This window comes from Neobacillus sp. PS3-12 (assembly GCF_030915385.1).
Classification (GTDB): Bacteria; Bacillota; Bacilli; order Bacillales; family Cytobacillaceae; genus JAEVLT01.
This window is the reverse complement of record NZ_CP133268.1, coordinates 3,968,644-3,980,603: the sequence shown is the minus strand read 5'-3', so window position 1 is coordinate 3,980,603 and position 11,960 is coordinate 3,968,644. Positions and strand designations below refer to the sequence as shown.

General features: G+C 38.0%; 12 protein-coding genes and 1 pseudogene. 3 read left to right on the top strand and 10 right to left on the bottom strand.

All coding sequences use genetic code 11. From position 1 onward, the window contains the following. Nucleotides 1-284 precede the first annotated feature (284 nt). Nucleotides 285-446, bottom strand: coding sequence for a hypothetical protein (locus tag RCG17_RS20140; protein ID WP_308171860.1), 162 nt, complete (start codon nt 444-446; stop codon nt 285-287). A gap of 218 nt (nt 447-664) precedes the next feature. Beyond that, nucleotides 665-2,044, bottom strand: a complete 1,380-nt coding sequence (locus RCG17_RS20135) for an MFS transporter (RefSeq protein WP_308171859.1) — start codon at nt 2,042-2,044, stop codon at nt 665-667. A 487-nt stretch (nt 2,045-2,531) separates the two neighbouring features. On the opposite strand from RCG17_RS20135, the gene RCG17_RS20130 reads away from it, so the two are divergent. After that, nucleotides 2,532-3,422, top strand: a complete 891-nt coding sequence (locus RCG17_RS20130; protein WP_308171858.1) for a LysR family transcriptional regulator — start codon at nt 2,532-2,534, stop codon at nt 3,420-3,422. A 369-nt stretch (nt 3,423-3,791) separates the two neighbouring features. Here RCG17_RS20130 and RCG17_RS20125 read toward each other — a convergent pair whose 3' ends face one another. The 8 genes and pseudogenes from RCG17_RS20125 to RCG17_RS20095 all read right to left on the bottom strand — a co-directional run bounded on the left by RCG17_RS20125 (nt 3,792) and on the right by RCG17_RS20095 (nt 10,706). Further along, the gene (locus RCG17_RS20125; RefSeq protein ID WP_308171857.1) at nt 3,792-4,616 is read right to left on the bottom strand and encodes a Cof-type HAD-IIB family hydrolase; all 825 of its coding nucleotides are present in this window, start codon (nt 4,614-4,616) and stop codon (nt 3,792-3,794) included. A gap of 116 nt (nt 4,617-4,732) precedes the next feature. Beyond that, nucleotides 4,733-5,593 (bottom strand): class II fructose-bisphosphate aldolase, encoded by an 861-nt coding sequence (locus tag RCG17_RS20120; protein WP_308171856.1) that lies wholly within the window; start codon nt 5,591-5,593, stop codon nt 4,733-4,735. A 61-nt stretch (nt 5,594-5,654) separates the two neighbouring features. Further along, nucleotides 5,655-5,846 (bottom strand): hypothetical protein, encoded by a 192-nt coding sequence (locus RCG17_RS20115; RefSeq protein ID WP_308171855.1) that lies wholly within the window; start codon nt 5,844-5,846, stop codon nt 5,655-5,657. Between the two features lie 291 nt (nt 5,847-6,137). Continuing rightward, nucleotides 6,138-6,620, bottom strand: coding sequence for an ROK family protein (locus tag RCG17_RS20110; RefSeq protein ID WP_308175895.1), 483 nt, complete (start codon nt 6,618-6,620; stop codon nt 6,138-6,140). 184 nt (nt 6,621-6,804) lie between these two features. Further along, entirely contained in the window at nt 6,805-7,125 is a 321-nt protein-coding gene (locus RCG17_RS28385; protein ID WP_374120850.1) for a GerAB/ArcD/ProY family transporter, read from the bottom strand. Nucleotides 7,126-7,142: 17 nt separating this feature from the next. Continuing rightward, complete coding sequence (locus tag RCG17_RS20105; RefSeq protein WP_374120849.1) at nt 7,143-7,913, bottom strand: GerAB/ArcD/ProY family transporter; 771 nt, start codon at nt 7,911-7,913, stop codon at nt 7,143-7,145. 23 nt (nt 7,914-7,936) lie between these two features. After that, entirely contained in the window at nt 7,937-9,115 is a 1,179-nt protein-coding gene (locus RCG17_RS20100; RefSeq protein ID WP_308171854.1) for a Ger(x)C family spore germination protein, read from the bottom strand. Continuing rightward, a pseudogene (locus RCG17_RS20095) lies at nt 9,112-10,706 on the bottom strand (spore germination protein). The gene RCG17_RS20100 and the pseudogene RCG17_RS20095 overlap by 4 nt, the downstream one beginning before the upstream one ends. 538 nt (nt 10,707-11,244) lie before the next feature. On the opposite strand from RCG17_RS20095, the gene RCG17_RS20090 reads away from it, so the two are divergent. After that, a complete protein-coding gene (locus RCG17_RS20090; RefSeq protein ID WP_308171853.1) occupies nt 11,245-11,445 on the top strand; it encodes an Arm DNA-binding domain-containing protein in 201 nt (66 codons plus the stop codon). Between the two features lie 9 nt (nt 11,446-11,454). Further along, a complete protein-coding gene (locus RCG17_RS20085) occupies nt 11,455-11,949 on the top strand; it encodes a site-specific integrase (RefSeq protein WP_308171852.1) in 495 nt (164 codons plus the stop codon). The last annotated feature ends 11 nt before the right edge of the window (nt 11,950-11,960 follow it).

Here is an 11,960-nt window from a genome sequence, read left to right as displayed (position 1 = left end):
AAAGCTGCAATACCTTTTCTTTAAGATTCAATATGCGTGCCTCCTTCTAGAATTCTCAGTTTTCTCCTAGCATGCTGGCATCGAGAGCAGCTGTCCCGTTTGCTGGTTACAAAATGATCATATTATAGTTTTTACAATAAAAAAAATATTGGAAATTTATATAAGTTCATTGAAAAATTTTATGATAACAAGGTCTTTAAAAACGACGCAAAAAAGCTTTAGGTTGATCCCTAAAGCTTGGTCCGTAAACCATTTGTTGAAAGCTCTATCCATCCACAAAAATATTAAACAGCTACCAAAGCTGGAGTTGGTTCATTTAAATAAATAATTTCTGAAAGAATTTTATAACCCTTAACATCCTTTAAGGCTTCTCTTGCTTCCTTTTCGGTGTCAAATTCATATATTGTAATGCCTTTATCGTTTGAATAAACAGTGATAATCCACATTGATATCCCCTCCATTTAATTGGTCCTTGTATGATGAAGATCCTTTAAAATAAGCATATTATAATTTTTATAATAAAAAAAATATCAATAATTTATATAAGTTCATTGAAAATTTTTATGATAAATGATGTGTCTTCTGATTTGAATTTCCAGAAAAAAAGAAGCTAATAACTGAATTAGCTTCTTTTTAAAGGTTCCATAATAGTAAACTATCAATATTAGAGATTAGATGATGCTGAGTAGGAATTCGAAGACTGGGTTCCATTGATTTCTTCCAGGCTTCGCTTAGAAGTTTTTGGTCCAAAGAATATTGCGACTGCTGTTGCAGCCCAAACAAGTGAAATCAAAATAAATACATTTAAATATCCGTAGCCTGTGTAAACAAAACTAATAATAAAAGGCCCGATTACATTGGAAGCTCTTCCGATCCCGTACGTTAACCCTTGTCCAAAGGAACGTACCTCTGTTCCATAAAGTTCTGATGTATACGTATAAAGGTTAGAAGAGAAGGTTCTTTCGATATAGTTAATAAGGAAGCCGAATACAACAATCATCACAGGATTTAACGAAGCTCCGAATAAAAATACTGCAATGGCAATGAAGAAACAGGAGGCAATAATATTTGTTTTCCTCTCAAAACGGTCAGAAATCATTGCACCGGTTAAGGACCCTAATGGTGCACCTAAAGTAATTAATGTACTGTAAAGCAAGGAGTGGGAAAGTCCAATCCCTTGTTTTACTAATAATGTTGGAACCCAGGATCCAAAGCCGTAGAAAGCAATAGTTTGAAGGATCCAGACACTAATAAGAATGACCGTGCGTTTAAGGTAAATTCCCTTGAAAATATCAGACATCTTTCCTGTTGTTATCGGAGCAGCCATTACTTCTGGTTCCGGTTTAGCTAGGGGCCCTTTTTCTCTTGCCACTATTCTTTCAATTTGTTCTAAAGTTTCTTTTGCTTTATTTACTTGTCCTCTCATTTCATACCAACGCGGCAATTCAAACATTTTAACAATACCGAATAATGCAAAGACCCCGAATGCTCCCCATACAAACACGAGGCGCCATCCATAGTCTGCCATTGGTATTACCCAACTGGAGACATAACCGGTAATCGGAATACCCGTGATCCCGATCGCAACAGCCAAGCCTTGATACTTACCGCGAACAGCTTTTGGAAAGAACTCGATAATATACGTATTCGCATTAACTAATAAAGCAGAAGTAGCCATCCCTGTTACAAAGCGGGAAATAGCTAGCGACCAAACATCCCAAGAAAGCGCATTCAAAGCGGAGAATACAGATAATAGAATAAGTGAAATAATGATTGATTTCTTTCTGCCGGCCTTATCACCAAGCCATCCCCCTACAGAGGCTCCTAAAAACATTCCGAAAAAGGCACTGGAGTTAATGGCTGCGATAATATTTAATGGTAAATGCCATTGTTTCACCAAGGCGGGTGAAGCGTATGAAAACGTATTCAAATCTGCGAATTCAAAGAAGTAAGCAACAGCTAAAGCAAAAATAATTTTCTTGTGAAGTGAAGAAATAGGCAGCCGATCCATACGATTTGCTATATTAAGGCCCAAATTATTCATGATAATTCCTCCATTTTGTTTTCATACTAGTTACATTCCTCCCCTTCTGATTTGTCAACTGCAGTCTTTTCAATAGCGCTATATAAAAGTTATCACAATATAAAGAATAGAAAAAATATTGAATATTTATTAATCTCCATAAAATCTTTTTATGTTTACATAAAAAGTTCTTATATTGGATATGCAAGATAAAACAATATCAGCATAACGATTATCAGAACTTTCATTACTTTGGAAAAGAACCTTTTACAAATTTCCGTATTTCTAATTAGTAGAAACTACTTAACAATTTGCTTTCAGAAACAATTTACTTTGTTGTTTCTGAAAAACATCAAAATAAACCACTACCTTTTTATAGCAAAGACCAAATAAATTGTATTTTTATATTGGAAAATAAATAATTTTAGTATAGTATGAATTATAGAAATAATTTGCCTATTTACTAAAATGAGATAAATACATCTTATAATAAGGGGGAACTGGTTCAATGGATGAGAAGGATTGGGTCATTCTCCAAACAATCTTTGAGGAGAGAAATATTACGAAGGCCGCAGAAAAACTTTACATTTCTCAACCTGCGTTGACCTATCGTTTACAGCAATTGGAAAAGGAATTCGGAACAATGATTGTTGCCAGAGGAAAAAGAGGAGTAGAATTCACAGCACAAGGCGAATATATAGCCCAATATGCTAGAAGCATGACCTTGCAGCTTCGGAATACAAAAGAATTCGTACAAAACATGGGCAAGGAAATTAGAGGAGCATTAAGAATCGGAGTTTCCGGCATTTTTGCGAGATACGAACTTCCTGCTATTTTAAATGAATTCATAAGTCAGTATCCTAATGTAGAAGTTAATGTCAAAACTGGGTGGAGCGCTGAAATTAACCACTTGCTTCATAAAGAAGAAGTTCACGTTGGTATAGTCAGAGGAAATCATATCTGGCCAGAAGAAAAATATTTATTTCGTCAAGAGCCTATGCTAATTGTATCGAAAAAACCAATACAAAATATAAGGGAATTACCAAGTCTGCCAAGAATTAATTATGAAACAGACCAAACCCAAAAGACATTAATCGATAATTGGTGGCAGGAAACGTTTGACCAGTCACCTATCGTGAGAATGGAGGTAGACAGAATTGATACTTGTAAAGAAATGGTTCTCATGGGTTTAGGTTATGCCATTCTTCCATCAATTTGTTTAAAAAAAGACGACGACGTTCACAAAATAAAATTACCCAAAAAGAATAATAAACCTTTGACAAGAAACACATGGATCCTTTATAGAGAAAGGTCGCTTTCATTGGCTGCAGTTAACGCATTTGTCGATTTTTTAAAACAATTTGACAATGAAATAGGTGATACCTCCCTAACAAGCTAAAAAAAATATACGCAATCATGCAAAAATAAAAGTGCAGCATTTGTACAAAAAATGTGCAATTTCACCTGATTAGGTGGATGAGTCCAAAAAAGGAACGAAATAAAAAAGCGTCAAACCCTTGTTCATTCCAAAGGTTTGACGCTTTTTTTATTTGATGACCTGTACAGGGCTTGAACCTGTGACCCCCACCCTGTCAATCTTATGAATCAAAATCAAACTAATTAAACTTAAATAAATAAGTAAATAAATGCTTACTTATTTAGGCTTTATGGGGTGGCAAAATAAACTGTGTTAAATAAATATAGCTCAAAAAAATAAGTACGTTAGCAAATGTGTTAACAAGATGGTGAGCAAGTGGTCTGTATTCATTTAAGTCTTTGCTAGCACGTTTTTTAGGATAAAATCCTCAACTACTTTAGCAACGCCGTCATTCATATTGGTATCTGTTACAAAATCAGCCTGGGCTTTTATCTCTTCAGATGCATTACCCATTGCAACCCCAAGACCTGCAAATTGTATCATTGACAGATCATTATTGCTGTCACCAATCGCAATGACTTCATCTCGGTTAATGCCAAGCCGTTGAATGAGGCTGTTTAAGCTTGTTCCCTTTGTTACACCCGCCTCAGTAAACTCCAAAAAGAACGGTTTTGATCGCATAATACTTAGGCTTCCTGCAAATTCCTTTTGTAGTTTATTTTCCACTTTTGCGAGAATCGAAGGTTCTTGAAGCATTAATACCTTGACAACAGGCACTGTCACTGTATCGATAAAACTGTCGACCACCTTTATTTCAAGCTTTGTTATTACTCCTTCAATATCTGTAAACTGATTTGATTCTTCCGTAATAATTGTCTCGCCGACATACGTATGAATCCACACATTTTCACGGCGGCTGATTTCGTATAATTGATGAACTGTCTCAATTGGCAATGTAGACTTAAACCATTCATCACCTGTTTGGCAACTGATAATTTTTCCTCCGTTAAATGAAAGAATGAAGCTGCCGTATTCTTTTAAACACAGTTCTTCGGCAATGGGCAGCATCGCGATTGTTGGGCGTCCAGAAGCCAGCACTACTTTTACACCCGCTTCCTGCGCTTCCATGAGAGATTGCTTTGTCCGCAGTGAGATTGTCAAATCATCACGCAGCAAGGTATCATCTAAATCCAGGACAATCATTTTATATGTCATTCTAGTTTGTTTCCTTCCTATAATATTTCTTATTAATTTACTATATTTAAGATGATAGTTTATAAAAAAATAGTGGGCGAATACAAAAAGCTTCCTCAAGAGGAGGAAGCAGTTTTTCAGAGCGCTTTACCCGATGAACCAAACTCTCGTATTTTCCCAATAACAGTTTCTTTAATCGCTTCACGTCCTGGACCTATATATTTCCTTGGATCATATACGTCGGAATTTGTATTTAATACCTCTCGAACAGTATTTGTAAAGGCGATTTGATTTTCTGTATTTACATTTATCTTTGCTGTTCCTAATGAGATGGATTTTTTGATTTGATCAGTAGGAATACCGGTACCTCCATGTAAAACTAACGGAAGTTCAATGGTTTTACAAATCTCTTCCATTTCCTTAAAGCCTAAATTTGGCTCCCCTTTGTATGGACCATGAACAGAGCCTAATGCTGGTGCCAAGCAATCAATACCTGTACGTCTAACAAGCTCCTTACATTCTTTCGGGTCTGCATAAATAACACCATCGGCAATCACATCGTCTTCTTGTCCGCCAACTGTTCCCAATTCAGCTTCTACAGAGATGCCGCGTTCATGTGCATATTCCACTACTTGCTGTGTTACTTTCACGTTTTCTTCAAATGTATGATGGGAAGCGTCGATCATCACTGAAGTAAATCCAGCATCAATGGCTGCTTTACATTTTTCAACGCTGGAGCCATGGTCCAAATGAATCGCTACTGGAACTATAATATTCATTTCTGCAATTAGTGCTTTTACCATTGCAGTTACTACGGAAAAACCGCCCATATGACGTGCTGCACCTTCAGAAACCCCAAGAATCACAGGTGCTTTTTCTTCCTCAGCAGCTGCTAGAATCGCTTGAGTCCATTCAAGGTTATTGATATTGAATTGCCCAACCGCATAACTTTCCTTTAAAGCTTTGTCTAACATCTCTTTCATTGAAACTAACGTCATATCATGAATCCTCCTAAATTCTGATTTATATAAAGTAATTAAAATGTGGATATTCTTAAAATCAACTTGTTTTATTGCGCTTTAAACCTGTCCGTTCAACAGCTTCAACCCAACTTAGTTTTAACCTGCGGCAAATAGTCGTACTTAAAACTTGGCCTTTTCTTCTTAACAAATCATACTGAACTTGGTTCGTTGAACCAATTCTAAGCAATTCTTTTTTTAAATCCTCAAGGATTTCTTCTTTTGATTTCAATTACACCACCTCTTTTAAAGTAAAATATCTTTTTCGCTATGTAATTTACTATTTGTTTTATTGCCCTTGAATGTTTGAAACTGTCACTTTTTCCTTTGTCATCGATCCGATACTTTTGCGAATTACATACCGATGGACTTTTTTTGACCACATATGACATTTTATGTCCCACTTGAGCAAAAAACTTCTCCGATACTTTTTTAATTCTAGCAAAGCTAATTCTTTTTCTCAATAACAATTTTAAAATTTCTAAATTTATTTATTATTCTATTATTTATCTAAAATACATTATCATGAGTGTTTATCTAACGATGCCGCTCCAATTACCCCGGCATCATTTCTTAACTGTACCAGTTTAATTTTCGTACTTGTTCTTACTTGAGGAAATGCAAACTTATTAAAGTATTCCTGTACTCCATTGATCAGCATTTCTCCAGCGGCTGATACTCCTCCACCAATAACAATTGTGTTGGGGTTTAAGATATTTGCAATATTCCCGCAAGCTAATCCCAAATAGAAATAAAATTTATCCACAACATTAAGATCCAGTCTATCCCTGATATCGGAGAAAAGATTACGGCAACAATCATCCATGGTCGAAAGCCCCATCACACCGGCTATTAGCGCCAGGTCTGTCCCATGGCCTTGATAGGTTTCGGCGAAGGACCCCATTAACGAAAACCTTACATATAATGGTTTTTCGTTTAACAACTGGTGTGCAATATTACCGATGCGGACAGCCTCCGCGGTATGAGAGCTAGATGGCCCAACCATGACAGGCCCGATAATTTCATAGGCGCTTTGGTATTTGAACGGAAAAAAGTGCCGCTTAAATCCATCGTATTTCCATAAAGTGTATTCCAATCTGCAATCCTTGAAATAGTTACGGACCCTTTCCATAAACACTATAAGAGGCATCAATTCTATAGCCAGAATGTTTGAAAGAATGGTAGAACCCTTATTGGGTATAGGCATATTTTCTTCGAATCACGCCAACAACCAACAATAGCAAGGGAATCCCAATCATGTTAACGGGGAATACAAATGGCAGCAAGAAAAACTTGTCATAATACTGGGAGAATATTTGGATATTTTTAATCGACACTGCCAAAATAAACACAATAGGAGAAAGAAACCACACAACCTTGCGCCAATCCTTTAAGTTAAACCATTGAGCCGTTCCATAACAAGCAAGAAACATATATAGCGACAGCTTAATAAAGATACTAAAAAACCAAATAATGACAATCAGAATATCCACATTTTGAATGAATTCCATGACGGAGATGAATCGGCTCATATCGTAAAACGGAAACAAAAGTCTTGAAGGCAGAACCGGCCGAATGTGAAAATTACCGCCAATGTTCCGATGGTCACCATGAAAACGGCCACCCCTATTCCCCACATCGCCTGTGATGATGCTTGTTCCGGTTTATCCATAAAAAAGACAAACATGGTCATCATGACAGATTCACCAAAAAAGGAGGCCATGGGGGTATAAGAACCTTTAAGGATTGGCAGCCATCCGGTATCTTGATAAACAGGCAGCATATAATGCCAATTCATATTGCCCAAATTTAAACTGATTAAGACTACGATCATCAAAAGCACCATTGGACCAACGATTTCACTTAAACGCCCTATGCCTTCTATCCCGCCTTGGTAGATGATAAAAATAAGCAGTAAAATGGTCATCAATACAATGATCCATATAGGGGTTTTATGAAACAATGCAGTAATAATGAAATCACCAAATTCACGAACGATTACCCCCATTGATGGGTACCAATAAAGGAGAAAAGGAATCATGAGCAGCTTTCCAAGCCATTTACCGAGAATCGTTTGACTAAATTCAATCATGGTTTGTTTCGGGTACAGCTTACTGAGTGTGGTTGCCAAAAAAGTAATGGCAACTCCAACCGTCCCCGCAACCATCATCGAGATCCATGCATCTTGTTTGGCAGCACGGATCGTAGATGATAGGGTAAGAAGAATAGAATTTCCCACTTCAAATGTATACATCATCCAAAAAATTTGTGACCCAGAGATTTTCATTGATTTTGCCACAATCCTCATATCTCCTTATTCGTTTAATTTTTCTTGAGCTGTAACGATGGTCCGGTCAGACCTACCCGACGAATGGTCAGGTTTGCTTGGACCGAGACCTCTGCCTTTCGGAAATGGCTGGCCCAGTTTTTCTTTAGCCCCTTCCATTGGGATGGATATTTTTGATGAATGACCTCTCCAAAGCCAAAGATATCGGTTCCATATTGTTTTTGAACCTTTCCAATCGTTTGAAGAGCTTGTTTTTCGGCCTTTTTTTCCAATATATGTTGTAAACGAGTGAGGCTTTTCGATTGTGTAAGATCTAAATTTGTATTGTTCTCCCGGATAGATCCTACACCAGAAAGAACAATGTTACACTTGACGGTTTTACCTTGAATAATGGGTTTGATTTTGCTGTTCATTTTTAATAATGATAAACTGGCAATTCCATTGCCTTGTGGCACATCTACCGTAATGGACTGTTTGGTTAAGCGATTGATCAGCCAAAGATAGTTTTTACTTTCATTTATATTTAAGGTCCCAATCAATTTAAGGTCTTTGTTAAAAATCGCAAGACCTGCCATTTGAAATCCTTTGATACTCTTTCGTTCTTGTTTTTTAGAACTAGGGATCAGTTCAATAACGGGCAAGACTGGAGTGATTCCTTCACTCATGGAGGCAATAATAAAATTTAATAAAGATGTATCTCCCAGCCCCCCCACTTGGTTGTGTTCTTTCAGTGCCCCGAGCGCCGGGATATCTTCTAAAGGATAGGATGCTTCAAGAAAATCCTTCGCTGTGCTCCCCTTTACGATAAGCATATCTGTTCGTAATCGAATATCAGGATCGCGGCTATACGTATCTAAAATGGAAGCGAGACCTCGCCTCGCCAACTTTTCTCCAATTACGATAACACGCCGATGCCCTCTAAAAACTTCTCTTGATAATTTTTTCTGCATATTCTCTACAGCTGAAAGAGTATCCTTTCCAGTTCCTGATTCTATAAAAACAGTCTTTCCTGATCCACTTCTTCCGGTCTGCCCTAATCCAATTTTCGAAGGGATGATAAATTGAGCACTGATTTGGACCTTGTTTTTCTTCGCTTGATCAAGTCCCCATCCCAATTCAATTGCAAGATCGTTTAATTCCATGCGGTCCCAGCAGCCTGTTAAGAAAAATAAAGAAAAGACCAGGATAAGACAAAACGACTTGTGTCGGATCATTCTGTCTGCTCCCCTCGTTTCGGGCCGGGTTGTCGACCGACTGGTGTGCGTATTTTCTCTTTCCCTGATATTAGCGAGGGACGATGGGTCATGTTCCATCGAGGTGCCCGAATCAATACATCCTTCAGTTCACGAGGAATCTGAGGGGCAACTGGACTTAGATATGGAATACCAAAGGAGCGTATGTTACTGAGATGTATGATCATAGTAAGGATTCCACATGCAATTCCAAACAACCCCACAATGCCAGCCAATAGCAGCATCGGGAATCGCAGCATCCGATAGGCTGTTCCCATGTTGTATCGCGGAAAAGAAAACGACGCAATTCCGGTGGTTGCGACAATAATGACCATAGGAGCCGAAATAATTCCGGCCTGCACGGCAGCTTGTCCAATGACAAGCGCTCCTACGATACTGACCGCAGATCCAATCGGTTTTGGCAAACGAATGCCCGCTTCCCTTAATCCTTCAAACAAAAATTCCATCATTAACGCTTCTACGAGCGCAGGGAAAGGAACTCCTTCCCGTGCTGCCGCAATGCTGATGAGCAACGTTGTCGGGATTAATTGCGGATGATAGGTTGTAATCGCAACGTAAAGAGATGGGAGAACTAATGAGATATTTATTAATACAAAACGTATCCATCGAACAAAGGTTGCGTAGATGGATCGTTCATAATAATCCTCTGCTGCTTGTACTCCTGCCCAGAACGTCATAGGAACGATCAGAACAAAAGGGGTGTTATCCACTAATATGGCGACTTTTCCCTCTAATAGGCTTGCACACACAACATCCGGACGCTCGGTATTCTGAACTTGAGGAAAGGGAGAAAAAGGAAGATCCTCGATAAACTCTTCAATGAAAGCTGAATCTAAAACCCCATCAATTTGAATTCGCTGAACCCTTTTGCGAACTTCTTCCAAAACTGAATTTGGAGCAATCCCCTCAATATAGGTAATGGCTATATCCGTCTGCGTTAATTCCCCAATCGTATAGGGTTCCATTTTTAGTCTCGGGCTCCGAATTCTGCGGCGCACAAGACTCGTATTGACCCTGAGTGTTTCCGTAAATCCTTCCCGGGACCCCGAACAGAAACTTCCGCACTGGGTTCTTCAATGCTGCGTTTTTCAAACCCTTTTAAATCAGCAACTAGCCCCTGATCATTCCCATCTGTTAGAACGGCAATATTCGCTTTCAATACCCCGTTTATCACCTCACGCATATTTGAAACCACTTTTACTTGAGCAAAAGCGATAAGCCGATCTTGGATGATTTCCCCTGTTGAACCAAAATTATCTAATCCATTAGCCATGTCTTCAAACAACATCGGTTTCAAAAACACCTGTTCTATTATTTTTGTATCCACTAATCCATCTATGTAAATCAAAAGAATTTTCGTTTTCCTATGAATCAGAATCGGACGAAAGATAATGTCAGAACAATTTTCAAAAACTTGTTTTAAGACTTGTTCATTTACGGATATATCCGGTACGAGTACCTCATTTTGAGCATTCTGGGGTAGTATGCTGGTACTCTCTAATTCCTGGATGGCTCTTTTTAAAGGCCTCGTCTTACGAACTTTTTTCATCATACTATTCCCCTTACCAAATAATTTTTATAAAATTATTTGGTTAAAGTTTCCCCCTTACTTTGGAAATTATTCGATTGTTTCCCAAATTTGGTTATCTAAAAAGTAACAAGTAGAAATTATTTCTGCGGATGTTCTTTTATTAATCCGGCAGGTATCCACAAAGGCTGCTACCAAACGCCAATCCCTGACGGTTCACCTTTAAATTTTGTTCCTGAAAGTTGGCAAAAACATGTTTTTGATGATGAAAGTAACATTAACCTTCAATATTATGAAATAGCTGCCTTAACAGGACTCAAAAACTATATCCGTTCTGGTGATATTTGGGTTAATAGTAGTCGATTACAAAAGGATTTTGAAGAATATTTAGTGTCAAAGGACGATTGGGAAAAGGCGAAGGTTCGAGGGACTAATATAGCTGTTAATGTAAGTATTGATCAGTATATACAGGAAAAATATGAAACTTTAAATATCTTCAATGGATTTCCAAAAATATTAAAATCAAACCAACAAACAATTAGCTTAAGGGGGAAAACACATCATGTCAGTCATCAAAACCGGAAAAACTTGGGCTTTTCGTACCGATATCGGAAAAAACCCAGTCACAGGGAAACGTAAGCAAGTTTACCGTGGCGGCTTTCTCACGAAAAAAGAAGCAGAACTGGAATGGCACCTGCTACTGTTCGCAAAATTCACGATGTCATATCTAAATCTTTGCAGAAGGCAGTTAAATGGGGATTAATCAAAAGTAATGCGCCGTGGAGAAATTCTTGCGCTAAGATGGAAAAACGTTGACTTAGAAAAAGGTGTCATCCATGTGGAGGAATCGTTAACCCGGACAAAGTCAAAAGGTTTGTTTATCAAGGATGGCAAAACTGCTAATTCAAACCGTGATGTCTTTCTCTCTCCCAGTGCTCTATATGTTTTAAAGAAATACAAGCAAGAGCAAAAGGAAAATAAGCTGGGTTTAGTGATCCCATCGAAAACGGGTGGTTATCTTGAACCGCGCAATCTACTGCGCAAATATAAAATATTAATGAAAAAAGCCAATGTCCCGGAGATTCCATTTCACAATTTGAGGCATACACACGCAAGGATGTTAATGCGGATGGGTGAAAATCCAAAAGTGGTCAGTGAACGATTAGGGCATTCAAGAGTTGGGATTACCCTTGATATTTACTCCCATACCAATGAAGAAATGCAGCGAAAAACAGCTGATCGCTTCGATAACCAATTCTGGACGTAATGGACAAAAAA

Excerpts from the sequence above, each read along its gene's own strand:
- RCG17_RS20140 (WP_308171860.1), bottom strand. The coding sequence starts at position 446 with ATGTGGATTATCACTGTTTATTCAAACGATAAAGGCATTACAATATAT.
- RCG17_RS20135 (WP_308171859.1), bottom strand. The coding sequence starts at position 2,044 with ATGAATAATTTGGGCCTTAATATAGCAAATCGTATGGATCGGCTGCCT.
- RCG17_RS20130 (WP_308171858.1), top strand. The coding sequence starts at position 2,532 with ATGGATGAGAAGGATTGGGTCATTCTCCAAACAATCTTTGAGGAGAGA.
- RCG17_RS20125 (WP_308171857.1), bottom strand. The coding sequence starts at position 4,616 with ATGACATATAAAATGATTGTCCTGGATTTAGATGATACCTTGCTGCGT.
- RCG17_RS20120 (WP_308171856.1), bottom strand. The coding sequence starts at position 5,593 with ATGACGTTAGTTTCAATGAAAGAGATGTTAGACAAAGCTTTAAAGGAA.
- RCG17_RS20110 (WP_308175895.1), bottom strand. The coding sequence starts at position 6,620 with ATGGTTGGGCCATCTAGCTCTCATACCGCGGAGGCTGTCCGCATCGGT.
- RCG17_RS28385 (WP_374120850.1), bottom strand. The coding sequence starts at position 7,125 with ATGGAATTCATTCAAAATGTGGATATTCTGATTGTCATTATTTGGTTT.
- RCG17_RS20100 (WP_308171854.1), bottom strand. The coding sequence starts at position 9,115 with ATGATCCGACACAAGTCGTTTTGTCTTATCCTGGTCTTTTCTTTATTT.
- RCG17_RS20090 (WP_308171853.1), top strand. The coding sequence starts at position 11,245 with ATGTCAGTCATCAAAACCGGAAAAACTTGGGCTTTTCGTACCGATATC.
- RCG17_RS20085 (WP_308171852.1), top strand. The coding sequence starts at position 11,455 with ATGCGCCGTGGAGAAATTCTTGCGCTAAGATGGAAAAACGTTGACTTA.